Raw genomic sequence first — 14834 nt, forward strand, 5'->3', positions numbered from 1 at the left:
CTCGCGGGAACGGTCGAAGCAGAGGATATGGGCTTCACGGTAGCGGCGCAGGAAGTAGGCATCCTCGATCATCCGCGCATACTGCTTGACCAGTTGTAGGGCGAATTGCTGGGAGTCCTTGGAAGGCGGTGAGTTCAATGCCGAAATATCCAGCACGGCCAGCAACTGCCCTTGGGGATTGAAGATGGGAACTGCGGTGCAGGTCAGGGCGATGTGATGGGCACTGAAATGGTCATGGTGGTGGCAGGTCAGCGGCTGCTGCTCCTTGATGCAGGTCCCCACCGCGCAGGTTCCGGCGTGGTTCTCGCTCCAGTCGGCACCGAGGTACAAGCCAGTCTTGCGATGCGCCGTCTCATCCAGTGGATCGCCGAGGAACTGCACGGTGATCCCCCGGCTGTCGGTGAGGAGAATGACGTACCCCAGCTCGGCGATGTGGCGGTACAGCTGCTCGACGCCTGCGCGGGCCACGTTGATCAGCTCGTCGGCATGGTCCTGGTGTTCCCGCAACACCTGACGCGGGACGAACCGCGGTGGCGCGGGCTTGGCCGGATCCAGACCGTAATCCAGGATACAACGCTTCCAGGAGCGGGTGATGATGGACTCGTGCCCAACGCTATCGCTGGCGTAGGACAGCACAGTGTCGATATGCAGGCTGGGGGTCGAAACGGTGCTCATGCGGCCTCCCGGGCACGGGGCGAGGGGCCCGTGACGATCTTGTTCTTGTTCGGCATCAGCACGTGGGGCGGGCTGGCACGGTTGCAATCACATTACGAGTTTAGCCCTCCGCTGTCACTTCCCCGTTGATCGCAGCTGGACCACCGCCAGAAGACTGGTAAATGGTCTCCCTTTTTTGTTGGCGGTGTCCGGCAATGCCGCCGCTCCGATCTTGCGCTCAGCTCAGGTATCGCCAGCCTTTACGTATGTAAAACGCTTGGACGGATGCTTACAGGTGTAAAGCCTTTGCTTTACAGGTCATGCTCGTAAGATGTTTTTTTATTTCTAAAAATTCATTTAAAAACAGTAAGTTAATATTGATTTTTGGCATTGGCACACAAGTTGCTCTTTCACTACCGAAGGGGCCAAAAAGGCACCCGGATTTATAACAATAACGTCGGCCACACCTGTTCCCACCTTGCAGGCGTGCCGGCAAAAGCCTGGAGCTCTGCCATGCATGACTCTTCACCCCTGAGTGGCCCTCTGAGCCGCCGGCGCTTTCTCAGTCTTTCGGGGCAATCGGCCCTGTTCATCGGCGCTACCGCCATTATCAGCCAGCTCATTCCCGTCACCGTCATCGCCGACGACGTGTTGCCCCAGCTGCCCGCCGGGCTGCTGCAGATGGGGCGCGATATCTATCCCCATGACCGGCTCGGCGATGCACCGTATGCCAGGTCGCTGGCCGAGCTGCTCGGTAAGCACTCGGACCTGGTTAACGACGGCTTGAAGGCCCTGCAGGGGCGCGCCCGCGCTAAGCATGGTCGGCCTTTCGAAGAGATCGCCAGTGAGGAGGATCGCGTCGCCCTGCTTCGCGARATCGAGACCACGCCGTTCTTCCGTGAAACCCGCAGCGCGCTGATGTTTGGTATCTACGACAACAAGACGCTGTTCCCATTGTTCGGCTACGAGGGCTCGTCGGTGGAGAAAGGTGGCTATATCGCACGTGGCTTCAACGACCTCGATTGGCTCTGATCAGCTTTCTCTTCGCGGCTCCATCCATTCCAACAATGAGGGTTAACCCCATGGCAGCGAAATTCTCCCAGGACGACAGCGATGTCGTCGTCATCATTGGCTCGGGCGCCGGCGGCGGGACCCTGGCCCATGCTTTGGCCAAGCAAGGAATCCGTACCGTGGTGCTGGAAGCCGGCAAGCGTTACGAGATGTCCGACATCGAAAACGATGAGTGGGCCATGTTCAACAAGATTTCCTGGCTCGACAAACGCATCGCCACTGGCGGCTGGGACGTGGCGCGTAACCACCCGAACCTGCCGGCCTGGATCGTTAAAGCGGTGGGCGGCAGTTCCGTACACTGGGCCGGCGTGGCCCTGCGCTTCCGCGACTTCGAGTTTCGCATGCGCACCGAAAACGGTGATATCAAGGGCGCCAATATGCTGGACTGGCCACTCAGCTATGAGGAGCTGGAGCCCTGGTATGTCAAGGCTGAGAAGCACATGGGCGTGACCGGTCCAAGCACCGGGATGCCGTATCACCAATGGCACAACTCCTTCAAGGTCCTGGCCACTGGCGCCCAACGCATTGGCTACAAAGAAATCCAGTCCGGCCCCATGGCGATCAATACGCAGCCCTATGACAGCCGTCCTGGTTGCATGCAGATCGGCTTCTGCATGCAGGGCTGCCGCATCGGCGCCAAGTGGTCGACTCTCTACACCGATATCCCCCGCGCCGAGGCTACCGGCAACTGTGAGGTGCGTCCGCAGAGCATGGCGCTACGCATTGAGCATGATGCCCGCGGCCGAGTCACCGGGGTGGTTTACGCCGACGCCGAGGGCAACCAGCAGCACCAGAAGGCCAGAGTGGTGTGCGTGGCCGGTAACTCCATCGAGTCGCCGCGCCTGCTGCTCAACTCCGAGTCCTCGACGTTCAAGGACGGCCTGGCCAACTCCTCTGGTCAGGTTGGGCGCAACTACATGTGTCACACCACCGCGGGCATCTACGCAGTGCTGCCCAAGCCGATTCACATGTATCGGGGCACCACCTGCGCGGGAATCATTTCCGACGAGTCCTACAACAACACTTCGCGAGGTTTCGTTGGTGGCTACCGGCTGGAAATCCTGTCCCTCGGCCTGCCGTTCATGTCCGCCTTCCTCGATCCGACCCCGCAGGGCTGGGGCCGTGCCTTCGCTTCGCGGATGGAGCGCTACGACCATATGTCCGGCGTGTGGTTGTGCGGTGAGGACCTGCCCATGGAGAGTAACCGCATCACCCTCCACGGCACCGAGAAGGACCAGTACGGCCTGCCCATCCCGGTGGTGCACAAGGACGACCATGCTTTCGACACCGCCATGCGTAATCACGGCGTGGAGCAGACCCGCAAGTGCTACGAGGCGGTCGGTGCCACCGAGGTGATCCGCCTGCCGTCCTACCCGGCCAGCCACAACATGGGCACCAACCGCATGAGCGCCAAAGCGTCCGACGGCGTGGTGAACAAATGGGGCCAGAGCCACGACATCCCCAACCTGTTCGTCTCTGACGGTAGCCAGTTCACTACCAGCGGCGGGCAAAACCCGACCTTGACCATTGTCGCCTTGGCTCTGCGCCAAGCCGAGCACATCGGCTCGCTGATGAACCAGCGCGCCCTCTGAGGAGCCAATCCCATGACCACACCCAGCAAAGCCCAGCGACTCTGGATGTTCGAGCAGATGCTCGTCAGCCGATACCTGGAAGAGTCCATCGAGCGAATCTACATGGAAGGCAAGACGCCGGTATTCAACATGGCCAATGGGCCAATTCCTGGTGAGATGCACCTGTCCAACGGTCAGGAGCCTTGCGCCGTCGGCGTCTGCGCCCACCTCGCGGCGGAGGACATTGTCACCGCGACCCACCGTCCACATCACATAGCCGTGGCCAAGGACGTAGACCTGAACGAGATGGTCGCCGAGATCTTCGGCAAAAAGACCGGCCTGTCTGGCGGCCGCGGCGGCCATATGCACCTGTTCGACGCACGGGTGAATTTCTCCTGCTCCGGCATCATCGCCCAAGGCATGGGCCCTGCCGTTGGTGCTGCGTTATCGCGCCAACTACAGGGTAAGTCCGGAGTCGCCGTGGCCTACCTGGGTGAAGGCGCAGCGAACCAGGGAGCCTTCCACGAAACACTGAATCTGGCCGCGCTGTGGAAGCTACCGGTGGTCTTCGTCATCGAGGACAACGCCTGGGGCATCTCGGTGGCCAAGGCCTCTTCGACTGCCATCGAGCGCAACTACCTGCGTGCTGCCGCTTATGGCATGCCCGGCGTGTTCGTCCCGGGTAACGACGCCGACGCCATCTTCGCCGCAGCCGGTGAGGCCATTGCCCGGGCCCGTGCCGGTGAAGGGCCGAGCCTGATCGAGATCGAAACTCACCGCCTGGCCGGCCACTTCATGGGGGACGGCGAAACCTACCGTCCGACCGGCGAGAAGGAAGCGCTGCTGGCAAAGGACCCGATTCCGGCTTACCGCCAACGCCTGTTCGATCTGGGCGTGCTGGACGAGGTCGGTGCCGCCGCCATTGAAGAACGTGCCCGAGGACGTGTCGACGCTGCGGTGCAGTTCGCCCGCGACAGTGCCTATCCGGCACCGGAAGAAGCTCTGGAAATGGTGTTCGTGTGAACGGAACTCGCCACAACAACGACAAGAAGGAGACCGACATGTACCGACAACCGACGATGAAGGCTGCAGTTTGGCATGGCCGACGCGACATCCGCCTGCAGGACGTTGCCTGCCCGCCGCAACCTCAGGCGGGCTGGGTGCAAATCCGTGTGGATTGGTGCGGCATCTGTGGCTCGGACCTGCACGAATACCTGGCCGGGCCGGTATTCATTCCCACTGATACCGCCCATCCACTCACTGGCCTCAAAGGGCAGTGCATTCTCGGCCACGAGTTCTGTGGCGAGATTGTCTCCCTGGGTGAGGGGGTTCAGAACTTTGCAGTAGGTGAGCGCGTGGCCGCCGATGCTTGTCAGCATTGCGGCCAATGCTGGTTCTGCCAGCAGGGCCAATACAACCTGTGCGAGAAGCTCGCCTTCACCGGATTGATGAACAACGGCGCGTTCGCTGAACTGGTCAACATCCCGGCCAATCTGCTGTACCTCCTGCCGGAAGGTTTCCCTGCAGAGGCCGGCGCGCTAGTCGAACCTCTGGCAGTTGGCATGCACGCGGTGAAGAAGGCCGGCAGCCTCCTCGGCCAGACAGTGGTGGTAGTCGGCGCTGGAACCATCGGTCTGTGCACCATCATGTGCGCCCGTGCCGCTGGCGCGGCCCGGATCATCGCGCTCGAAATGTCCACTGCGCGCAAGGCGAAGGCGCTGGAGGTGGGGGCCACTGAGGTGCTCGACCCCAGCCAGTGCGATGCCATCGCTTCGGTGCGCGAACTGACAGATGGATATGGTGCTGCGGTTTCTTTCGAGTGCATCGGCCACAAGGCCACCGCCAAGTTGGCTATCGATGTCATTCGCAAGGGCGGGCGCTGCGTGATGGTGGGCATTTTCGAGGAGCCCAGCGAATTCAACTTTTTCGAAATCGTCGCCACCGAGAAGCAGGTTATTGGTGCCTTGGCCTACAACGGTGAGTTCGCCGATGTCATCGCTCTGATCGCCGACGGCCGCTTGGACGTTACGCCGCTGATCACCGGGCGTATCGAGCTGGAACACATCCTCGAGCAAGGGTTCGAGGAGCTGGTGAACAACAAGGACCAGAACGTGAAGATCATCGTCAGGACGTCCGCGCCTGCCGCTGCCCGTCACTGATCCCATCGACGGAGGAAATGAGACATGTCTGCAGCAATCAAAGAACGCAAACTCACCATCGCCCGCGCCATGGCCGAGGCGATGGCCCAGGAAATGCGCCTCGACCCACGCGTCTTCGTGATGGGCGAGGACATTGGCCAGCTCGGCGGGGTGTTCGGCAACACCCGTGGCCTGCATGAAGAATTCGGCAGCGCGCGCATTCGTGATACGCCTATCTCGGAAACCGCCTTCATCGGCGCGGCCGTGGGCGCAGCCTCTGACGGCATGCGTCCGATTGTCGAACTGATGTTCGTCGACTTCTTCGGCGTCTGTATGGACGCGATCTACAACCTGATGGCGAAGAACACCTACTTCTCCGGCGGCAAGGTCAGCGTGCCCATGGTGCTGATGGCATCCACCGGTGCCGGCTACTCCGACGCCGGGCAGCATTCGCAGTGCCTTTACGGCACCTTCGCTCACCTGCCAGGCATGAAGGTGGTGGTTCCGAGCAACGCCTACGACGCCAAGGGCCTGATGACTGCCGCCATTCGCGATGACAACCCGGTCATCTACCTGTTCCATAAGTCGCTCCAGGGCATGGGCTGGCTGGGTACCGAGAAGGGCGCGACGGTGGCCGTACCGGAGGATCCCTATACCGTCGAAATCGGCAAGGCGAAGACGGTCCGCGAAGGCCGAGACGTGAGCATCGTCAGTCTGGGTGCCGGCGTGCATCACGCGCTGCGCGCTGCCCAGCAGTTGGAGCAGCAGGGCGTCAGCGCCGAAGTAGTGGACCTGCGCAGTCTGGTGCCGCTGGACCGTGAGCACGTCATCGCCTCTGTGCGCAAGACCGGCCGACTCATCGTTGTCGACGAGGACTACCACAGCTTCGGTGTGAGCGGCGAAATCATCGCCAGCGTCGTCGAGCACGACATCGGGATGCTCAAGGCGCGCCCGCAACGGGTGGCATTCCCCGACATACCGATTCCTTTCACGCCGCCCATGGAGCAATGGGCGCTGCCATCTGCCGCAAAGATCGTTGCGGCCTACCAGAACCTGAAGAACGAGGAATAACAACATGTCCAATCCAATCCTGATTTCCGCCGACCTCTGGGAAGGCGACGCCGAAGCCGTAATCACTTCCTGGCTGGTCAGTGATGGCGCCGAAGTTGGCCAAGGCGACCTGGTGGCAGAAATCATGTCTGAAAAGGCCCAGTTTGAGATCGAGGCGCCGGCTTCCGGCGTGCTGAAAATCCTCGAAGAAGAAGACGCGGTGGTTGTCAAAGGCGCGACCATCGGGTTAGTGGAGTGAGAGCCATGGGGCACATACAGAATGTTGCTGCCGGCTCCGGTAGCACCGTGCTCTTGAAAGGCATGCGAAAAATGATCGCTGCGAAGATGAGCGAAAGCCTGCAGACTGCAGCGCAACTAACTCACCATGCTGAATGCGAGTTGACCATCCTGCAGGCGAAACGGGCGGAGCTAAAGGCTGCGGGTAGCCAGGTATCGCTCCATGACCTGCTGCTGTTTGAGATCGTATGTACCCTGAAGAACCATCCGGGACTCAATGCAACCCTGCAAGATAACCAAATCACGCGGCATGGTTCGGTGCATCTTGGTCTGGCGATCCCGCTGCCGGACGACCTGCTGGTGGCGCCCGCACTGTTTGATGCTGACCAACTGGATGCGGAGGGCCTGGCGCTTGCACGCCGGGCCCTGGTGGACAAGGCACTGTCCGGGAAGCTCTCGGTGAAGGAGCTAACGGGTGCCACGGTGACCGTGACCAACTTGGGGCTGTCGCGGGTGCGTTTTTTCACGCCCATCCTCAATGTCCCTCAGGTGGCCATTATCGGGCTGGGAGGCATCCAGCGTCGCCTGCAACGAGGTGCCGATGGTTCGTTATCAGAGCGCGACTTCATGGGTCTTTCGCTGACCTTTGATCACCGGGCCGTGAACGGCGCTCCTGCCGCAGACTTCCTCGATGATCTGTGCCAGCGAATCGAAGGGGTAGAGCCGTCATGAGCAGGATCTGGCGCCTCAGTATCGAGGCCGGCCTGGAGGCTGAGCGGCAGTTGCTCGACCGTGTGTACGCCGGAGAGGAGGAGTGGGGGTTGCTGCTATGGCGACCCTCCGATTCAGCCTTGGTGATGYCACGCAGGCTGAGCAGGCTTGCGGGGTTCACGGCGGCAGATATCAGCTGTACTGCCCTGGGCTGGCCGATTGCATTGCGCGACACGGGCGGCGAGCCGGTGCCGCAATCATCGGCGGTACTCAATGTAGCCTTGGCCTATGTCGTGCCACTGGAAGATGACGAACAGGCGCGAATAGAAACCGCATATTTACGACTCTGCGAGCCCATCTGCCAGTGGTTGCGTGGCATGGGGTTGCTGCCGGGCCTCGGTGAGGTCCCAGGAGCATTCTGTGACGGCCGGTTCAATGTCACCCTGGCCCGACGCAAGCTGGTGGGGACGGCCCAGCGTTGGTGCCGCCGTACAGCAGATAACCGACTGGTGGTCCTGGTCCATGGGGCGATCCTGCTTGAAGACCAGCGTGAGCCTATGGTCGATGTGGTCAATCGTTTCTACCAGAGCTGCGGTCTGGAGCAACGGTGCCGCGCTTCCAGTCACGTGGCTCTGGATGAGTGGTTGACCTCTACTTGGGATACAGCGCAAAGCCTTGCGAACTGGTTTGAGTTGCCTTGGGAGGCTTGGTCACCCAGAAAGGAATCTGGCAATTTGAAAGCCCTTTATTGACCTCCTCGTTGGTGCCTGAGCGAAAAAGGCTGAGGACGAGTCGATTTCCTTAAGACATCTAGCCGTCGCGGACGTTAGGAACGCGTCCGCTTTTGGCTATTTTCCGCCTCTCGCCGCGGCAGCTAAAGGGCAACGCCAAGCCTGAGAGGCTGAAAAACTTCAAACTTGGCGGGTTGGGGAAGTTAGGGCTGAATTTTTCAACGGCCTGATAGGGCAACTCCCCGTTACGCATCGCATCGTAAAGTTTTTCAAGGTTGGCCTGAAGGCAGGGCCATTGGGGGAATAAGGTTCCGAGCCTCTCCGGGCAGTGCCAGCCATCCTATAAGATTTCGGCCTCGTATTGCACGAGGTCGCAACATCGCAAGACGGCATCTATCGGTCGATAGAAGGTTATAGCCTGGGGATTGAAATTATCGGTGTGTATGTACGGATGGACGTCAATTTCTGATGGATGGGCCTCCCGTAGAGCGTAACCGTCCGTCCAACACACCTTCCTGATCCCAGCACCTAGGGCAATGACGCCAAATCAATCCAAAAAGTGGACACCTGAAATGCCCATACCGGCACAGTCGCATTAGTTTTAGCTAAGGTCAGTTATCCCACCATGCGTCTCGAGGCGTGCTTGCCTGCGATAAAAGGCGTGAATAGCCCACACCACCCCTACAAATAGCAACCCTGTCCCAAGCGCTTCCATAGGAGAGGGCCAGCGTTGGTTGATGAGCAGGCCCAGTGCAGTCGCATAAAGGGTTTCACTGGCGATCAATTGCCCGCTGAGAGCCAGAGGTAGGCGCCGAGTTGCGATTGACCATGCCCAGGCACCGGCAAGGGTGGCCCCTAACCCCTGAATTAACCCACAGACTATCAGCGCCTGAGTACCTGCTAACCCGCTCGGATGGCTGGCGAAGTGGGAAAGCTTCAGGTAAAGCCCAACTGGGACGAAGGCCAGCATCTCGACGCTGCACATGAAGATCAGCATGGCAGACCACAGCATGGGGGACATGTTTGGGCGTTGAGCCAAAGCACTTTCATTTAACAGGCCAAAACCAGTCCAAAAACCGATTGCCAGCAACGATGCGAGCAGCCCAAGCAGTATCGAAGCTGCCGGGCGCACAACCGTCGCGCTGCTAAAATCAAACACGCTCAGGTTGACCAAACTTATGCCCAATGCCGCCACCACCAGCGGCCCGGCAATGGCGCGCCAGGGCACGCTGGAGCTTCGCATATTGCCGGCAATCGCGAGCACGATCGGTACTGACCCCATCATCACCGGAGGGATCACCGGCCCAGCTGCCAAGACCGCAGTGGTGATCAGGAAGAAGTAGCCGATGTATCCTAAGAAGCCCAGCAGTGCGGCGCAGGCCCAGTCGCTCAGTCGCAACTGCCGCACTTCGCTACGGTAAACAAACAGCACTAGCAGGCTACCTAAACCGGCAAAGGCGTAACTCACCACCGCCAAATCGAAAAGGCTGTAATCGCCGACTAGCCCCGGAAAGATGTAGAGCAGCGACCAGGAAAAAGTGGCGGCAATGGCCGCTAATAAGCCTAGGGTCATACGCTCTGCTCCTCCTGGCCCTGCTTCCGGATCCAGCAATGAGCTACGTGCCGGGCAGTGTCGAACACCCGCACGTCCTGGCCCATGGCACCGCTGACAAAACTGCCCTCCAGCAAGATAAACAATCCCTCAGCAGCGACGCCAGGGTCGCGTACACCGGCGCTCATGGCCAACGCGGCGAGACTTTCGCGTATCCCTTGCTTATGCCGGCTCACTGCCAAATGCACAGGGTGGCTGAACTCGGGGAATTCAGCCGCACTGTTGACGAACAGGCACCCGCGCCCRCTATCTCGCAAAAGATAGCGTTGATACAAATCGAAAAACGCGAGCATGGCACTGACCGGGTCAGCGTGCTTCGCCAAGGCGCGCGCTACCTCTTTGCGCCAGCGTCGGTCACGCTCATCAAGGCAAGCCACTATCAGCGCATCCTTGGAGGGAAAATGACTGTAGAGCGTCATCTTGGTAACACCCGCCAACATGGCGATGGCCATCACACCAGTACTGTGTACGCCTTGTGAAAGGAACAGCTTCAGCGCTGAATCAATCAAGCGCTCACGGGTATTGTCCATGTTAAGGCACTCCGGCATCGGGACGGAGTTGACTATACTGACCGGTAAGATTGAGGCGAATCCAAATACGACCTGAATCATGGCCATTACGACACAGACCGCAACGTGCCAACGCCGCAGTAAATCGTAGGACTTGGCCAATCAGGAAGTTCGCCACGCTAGCTAAGCGCCCCCACACCAGCGTGGTTAGCAGCTAACGCCATTCTGGTGGCTGCGCAGAGCCAATTGGAGCTGGCTCATGTATGGGACGGCGGCGAAGTGGCCTCCGTCGAAGGCATGCGCTTCCTCGTACCGGTGCGCACCGCGCATGCCGGTCCCAACCCGAAGTATTTCGGTATCTTGGATTGCTGCCGTTCGGGCTGTCGGACTTTCGCGCTTGGTGGCGTAGCGGCGAGGCCACGGGTATCGTCGCCTCGCATGGCGCGAAAGCGCAAATAGCTGCGTAGGCTCGTGCAGATTACCACGCGTGAACTCGGCTTCCAGCGGTTGGCCAAGCCACTGAAGGTAAAGGTCACCGTCACTTGCAAGGTTGCTACATCGACCTTGACGGCCCACGAGAGCGCTACAGCGCTCTGCACAAACGCGTCAACTCCTCCACCGATGAGGCCGCCTGATATGAACCAAATTGAACTTGCTCAGATGAAATAAATGTTTGAAATGTGCCCCGCAAACTTGCGGGGCACATTTCATGCCGCGGGACGTCGAGCTTCGTCGGTCAACCATTCGATGTATCGGCGTGCCGTACTGCTGAGCACTTTCTGGCGCTGCGTCAGCAGGTAGTAGACTTGCTTATGACGCATCGTCAACTCTGGACAGAATGACCATTCAGCCACTGCGCAAGGGCCTCTCGGTGAGCTTCAGGGCGCGCAGCGCTTCATCAAAGTCCGAAGTACTGCTGCGCGGCAGCCTTGGCATCCTTGCCGTCAAAGGTGGTCAGTCCATCCAGCCACGGGTCGAGCCACTGCGGATTGCGAGTGATCCAGGCCTTGGCCAGTTGAAGCGGATCTTTCTTGTCGAGAATGCCCATCATCAGTTCACTTTCCATCTGGACGTCAAACTTCATGTTGCTGATCAGCTTCGCTGCGTTCGGGCAGCGCTGGGCATAGTCGGGCGTAGTCACGGTATAGACCGTCGCGGCGCCATAATTGGGGCCGAACACCTGATCCCCTCCGGAAAGGTAGGTCATCTTGAAATCCAGGTTCATCGGGTGCGGAGCCCAGCCTAGGAACAGGATCGCTTTCTCGCGCCTGATCGCCCGCGAAACCTGCATGCGCATCGCCGTCTCACTGGACTCTACCAACTGGAAGTCACCCAGGCTGTAGAGGTTTTCCTTGATCTTTTTTCTCAGCGAGGAAATGCCACCGCTATGGGCATCGAACAACATCTCGTGGCCTTGGCTGGGATACGCCACCAACCAAAATGCGCGACTGGCGCACAGCATCATGTGGGAGACCTGGATGCGTCGAAACAGGCCGCCGATCAGCAGACCTTCTTCGCTCCAGTCGAACTGAAAGGCCTCGCCGAGTGCAAAGGTCAGCAGTACGAAGGCCCGAAACGATTTGCCTTGCTCACCGCGCCACGAGCGTATGAAGGCGGTGAACTGGCGGTAACCGCCGTCGTAACCCTCGGCCTTGATCTGTTCGAAGAGTGCTTTGGCGCTCCTCCGATTGTGCTTTGCCCGGAAGGAATCGGCCTTGAGCGCCTGCTCCAGCGTCTCGTGAAATGGACTGAGTTTGTTGAAGGTTGCGCACCGCAGGTACGCCGGCTGAGTGGCTTCGGGTGCTCTGCCCCATTTTCGGATGGTCTTTCTCGACAGCCCGGTACGCTTGGCTATCTGATGCAGCGACAGCTTGTCGCGAAAATACACGCGCCGAATTTTGCCCATCATTTCCATGCTGATCGCCCTGTGTTCTCCCGCTCAAAAATTGAGCAGAAGCAGTTGAACACCTGGGTCAGTTTTCGGTCAGGGGCAACAGCGCAGGTGAATACTCAGCTGCGCAGGGTAGCGTTCTCGACGCACATTGCTCTGGGTTCGCTTCGGACGTTTACCGTCAGCCTGGCGTAGATAACTGATCAGCTGGCGTTTCAGCTCGCCGCGTGGATAACCATCGATGGCGAGGTAGATAGTTTCGTGGCTCACATGTCGCTCGGATTGGCCGGGCTAGATACTGCATAGTCTGCGGGCAATTTGTTGCGGTGACCAGCCAATGCGGAGCATTTCGACGACCACTTGAAACAGCTCTGAGTCTGGAGATAAGCGCCGCTGACGGCGAAGCACATGTCGAAGCTGTTGAGCCCTCCTGGTGGCTTGGATGGCGTCATAGTAAGGCTGCAAGGGGGGCGCTTGATCTCACGACTAATGGTGCTGGGGTGACGGCCAAGCAAAGCGGCAATAGCTCGCAGCGACTGCCGTTGAAATAGCATCACCATAATGGTGACGCGTTCCTCGGTACTCAAATGTTTGTATTGGGTAGACATGGCAACACCTTACATCAGGTGTTGCACTTGCTCCTTGAGATCGCCAGGCTTATGACGCCATCATTCAATACGCTACCTCGATTCGAGTAAGTAAAGAGGGGAAGGCACAGATCAAGGTCGCACGCGAAAGTAAAAGATTGAAGGCTATAGCGGCAAAGTTGTGACTGCGATAGGGGGTGGCCCGCTTTCGCGCCAAGCCCCACGATAGATACATACTCACCCCTCATCAAGTGCGAGAAATGGGTTATCTGGAGGTATCAATTCTAAAAGTGATATCGGCTCCGCAATCAAGTAACCCTTCAAGGTCGTTTTCTTCCTGGGACCTTGCACTTGGCATACCCAGATATTCAGACCGTTGTTTCGCTTTCTGTGGACCTTCAATTTCTCAAACTGCTTCTGCACCCAACGCCATTCTTCAATCCCTTGATCGGCCCCTTGAGAGATACCAGGAAACTCCTGCGCGTAGCGTTGGAAAAGTCCCGGCGTGACCAGAAATACGCTGCCACTCACCGTGTGGATTTTGGCCTTGCTGTCATTGATGATCAGCTTGTGGCTCAGGATGCCTTCTTTGACCCAATTCAGAAACGCCTGGCCAGGGTTATCCGAAGGAGGGAGTGAGGTTTCGAGAGCGCTTTCTGACGGTGCATCACTGGCCTCAGGCTCCCCCGACTCGAACATGTCCAGCAGCGTGCCGAGGTAGTCGGCATCCTCCAGCGCCATGGCATCTGGCTGCGATTTGCTTTGACGCGATTCTGTATTGGCTGCCTTGGGGGCTGGTGGTGATACCGAAGCGTTGGACTGATTGTCATCGAGTGCAACGCTCACCGTTCCGCGGAAAGCGGCGGGGCGGTTTTCGCTTCCCCAAATCAACGCCGGTTGAAGGCGCAGAAAGGTAAAGCTCTGCTGCCAGTCTCCCTGCGCCACTAGCGCAGTCCAGATGGCTTTGCCTTCCGGTGTCGACTCAACCAATCCATGCGATTGGAGTTCGTCGAACACGGCAATGTTGGATGAGGGAATGCCTTCAATCGCTTGTGAAAGCAAATAAGCTCGTAGCTTGTCCGTGACTGCCTTGCTGACTAGCCAGAGGGAGTCGTGTGTCAGCCAGCCCGCGGCACCTGGCTGGTTGAGTTTCAGCTCGTGTTGAACCAGATGACGCAGTCCGCTGATCAAATGGTGTTGCAGCGAATGGATAGGGGCCTGCAGCGCCTTGCTTGGGTTACCGCCAATGTTCTGTGTGGTGGAGACGCGGTCGGCTTGAATAACCAACTCGCCGAGCACGCCGGCACGTTCATACTGACCGGCCAAGACATACAGCAAGCTGGCCCAGAGCGACGGAAAGCCACTGAGCCAATCGAGGATCGGGCGGTCGAGAATCTGGGTGTAGAGCAAACCTGCGGCGGCGCCGTGCAGATGGTAATCCCGACCCTTGAGGTAACGAAAACGGTAGGGCTGATCCAGGGAGCCCTGCCAAGGATGCCAAACACGGCCATCCTGGCGTTCGACCAGCAGGTCCACGGCGATCTTGCCGATGTCATGCAGCAGGGCGCCATAGGCGATGCCAGCCGACCAGGCATCGGTCTGGGCGGCTTGGTCTTCGGGCGCCGCACCGGTCGGAAGCAGGTACGACTGACGCAGTTTTAAACTKCAAGCGACCAGCTCCAGACCATGGTCGAGCATGCCGCCGAGATACGCATGGTGGTGCGTCTCGCTGGCCGGGAGTTGCTGGACCCGTTCGGCGTAGCGATGGATCGGATTTAAATAGAGCTGGATGAACTGCGCGTGGGAGAGGGCGGTGTACTGCCAGATGCGATCGAGCAGCTGGCGGCGGTGTTCCGCGGCTAACAAGCTCTGGGCCGACTCGATGGGCAGGTAACCTTCGGCGACGCTCACGGTCGGTGGTGGAGGAGGCTTCTGCCTTTTGTGGCGAAACAGACTGAGCATCAGGACCTCCGGGAAATGGTTGGGTCAGTGGCCTTTTAGCCTTTTCGGATAGGGCTCTTACCCTTGACTCCCCATTCCCTTACAACCCTTACCGATCCTTTTGGTGCGTG

At 59.1% G+C, this 14834-nt stretch carries 13 protein-coding genes and 3 pseudogenes; 9 read left to right on the forward strand and 7 right to left on the reverse strand.

Annotation, left to right across the window (positions count from 1 at the left end):
• Nucleotides 1-675 (reverse strand): GAF domain-containing protein (locus AC1D2P_RS11380; protein ID WP_477811432.1); only part of this gene is annotated, 675 nt, incomplete at its 3' end.
• 492 nt (nucleotides 676-1167) lie between these two features.
• On the opposite strand from AC1D2P_RS11380, the gene AC1D2P_RS11385 reads away from it, so the two are divergent.
• From AC1D2P_RS11385 to AC1D2P_RS11420, 8 genes are read left to right on the forward strand one after another with little or no spacing between them, the layout of a single operon-like run.
• On the forward strand, nucleotides 1168-1686 hold the full coding sequence (locus tag AC1D2P_RS11385; RefSeq protein WP_477757544.1) for a gluconate 2-dehydrogenase subunit 3 family protein: 519 nt from the start codon (nucleotides 1168-1170) through the stop codon (nucleotides 1684-1686).
• Nucleotides 1687-1736: 50 nt separating this feature from the next.
• Complete coding sequence (locus tag AC1D2P_RS11390) at nucleotides 1737-3317, forward strand: GMC family oxidoreductase (protein ID WP_258668095.1); 1581 nt, start codon at nucleotides 1737-1739, stop codon at nucleotides 3315-3317.
• A gap of 12 nt (nucleotides 3318-3329) precedes the next feature.
• Nucleotides 3330-4319 carry a thiamine pyrophosphate-dependent dehydrogenase E1 component subunit alpha gene (locus tag AC1D2P_RS11395; protein WP_258668096.1) on the forward strand — a complete coding sequence of 330 codons (990 nt, stop codon included), beginning with the start codon at nucleotides 3330-3332 and terminating at the stop codon, nucleotides 4317-4319.
• 56 nt (nucleotides 4320-4375) lie between these two features.
• The gene (locus AC1D2P_RS11400) at nucleotides 4376-5455 is read left to right on the forward strand and encodes a 2,3-butanediol dehydrogenase (protein ID WP_258668321.1); all 1080 of its coding nucleotides are present in this window, start codon (nucleotides 4376-4378) and stop codon (nucleotides 5453-5455) included.
• 24 nt (nucleotides 5456-5479) lie between these two features.
• The gene (locus tag AC1D2P_RS11405) at nucleotides 5480-6505 is read left to right on the forward strand and encodes an alpha-ketoacid dehydrogenase subunit beta (RefSeq protein ID WP_258668097.1); all 1026 of its coding nucleotides are present in this window, start codon (nucleotides 5480-5482) and stop codon (nucleotides 6503-6505) included.
• A 4-nt stretch (nucleotides 6506-6509) separates the two neighbouring features.
• Complete coding sequence (locus tag AC1D2P_RS11410; protein WP_258668098.1) at nucleotides 6510-6743, forward strand: lipoyl domain-containing protein; 234 nt, start codon at nucleotides 6510-6512, stop codon at nucleotides 6741-6743.
• A gap of 5 nt (nucleotides 6744-6748) precedes the next feature.
• The gene (locus AC1D2P_RS11415) at nucleotides 6749-7453 is read left to right on the forward strand and encodes a 2-oxo acid dehydrogenase subunit E2 (RefSeq protein ID WP_258668099.1); all 705 of its coding nucleotides are present in this window, start codon (nucleotides 6749-6751) and stop codon (nucleotides 7451-7453) included.
• Entirely contained in the window at nucleotides 7450-8184 is a 735-nt protein-coding gene (locus AC1D2P_RS11420; protein WP_477811433.1) for a lipoate--protein ligase family protein, read from the forward strand. The genes AC1D2P_RS11415 and AC1D2P_RS11420 overlap by 4 nt, the downstream gene beginning before the upstream one ends.
• 580 nt (nucleotides 8185-8764) lie before the next feature.
• Here the strand turns inward: AC1D2P_RS11420 and AC1D2P_RS11425 are convergent.
• Together AC1D2P_RS11425 and AC1D2P_RS11430 are read right to left on the reverse strand one after the other, a co-directional pair.
• Nucleotides 8765-9736 carry a DMT family transporter gene (locus AC1D2P_RS11425; RefSeq protein WP_258668101.1) on the reverse strand — a complete coding sequence of 324 codons (972 nt, stop codon included), beginning with the start codon at nucleotides 9734-9736 and terminating at the stop codon, nucleotides 8765-8767.
• Entirely contained in the window at nucleotides 9733-10305 is a 573-nt protein-coding gene (locus AC1D2P_RS11430) for a TetR/AcrR family transcriptional regulator (RefSeq protein WP_258668102.1), read from the reverse strand. The genes AC1D2P_RS11425 and AC1D2P_RS11430 overlap by 4 nt, the downstream gene beginning before the upstream one ends.
• Nucleotides 10306-10494: 189 nt before the next feature.
• Here AC1D2P_RS11430 and AC1D2P_RS11435 point away from each other — a divergent pair.
• Nucleotides 10495-10638: pseudogene (locus AC1D2P_RS11435) on the forward strand (Tn3 family transposase); the annotation flags it as partial.
• A 544-nt stretch (nucleotides 10639-11182) separates the two neighbouring features.
• On the opposite strand, the gene AC1D2P_RS11440 reads toward AC1D2P_RS11435, so the two are convergent.
• The 4 genes and pseudogenes from AC1D2P_RS11440 to mobH all read right to left on the reverse strand — a co-directional run bounded on the left by AC1D2P_RS11440 (nucleotide 11183) and on the right by mobH (nucleotide 14724).
• Complete coding sequence (locus AC1D2P_RS11440) at nucleotides 11183-11689, reverse strand: glycine betaine ABC transporter substrate-binding protein (protein WP_258668322.1); 507 nt, start codon at nucleotides 11687-11689, stop codon at nucleotides 11183-11185.
• Nucleotides 11669-12190 (reverse strand): annotated as a pseudogene (locus AC1D2P_RS11445) (IS21 family transposase); the annotation flags it as partial. The gene AC1D2P_RS11440 and the pseudogene AC1D2P_RS11445, both read right to left, overlap by 21 nt.
• 90 nt (nucleotides 12191-12280) lie before the next feature.
• A pseudogene (locus tag AC1D2P_RS11450) lies at nucleotides 12281-12783 on the reverse strand (IS30 family transposase); the annotation flags it as partial.
• 216 nt (nucleotides 12784-12999) lie between these two features.
• Entirely contained in the window at nucleotides 13000-14724 is a 1725-nt protein-coding gene (mobH, locus tag AC1D2P_RS11455) for a MobH family relaxase (RefSeq protein ID WP_477811434.1), read from the reverse strand.
• Between the last annotated feature and the right edge of the window lie 110 nt (nucleotides 14725-14834).

This window comes from Pseudomonas sp. P1_F1_2 (assembly GCF_056405815.1).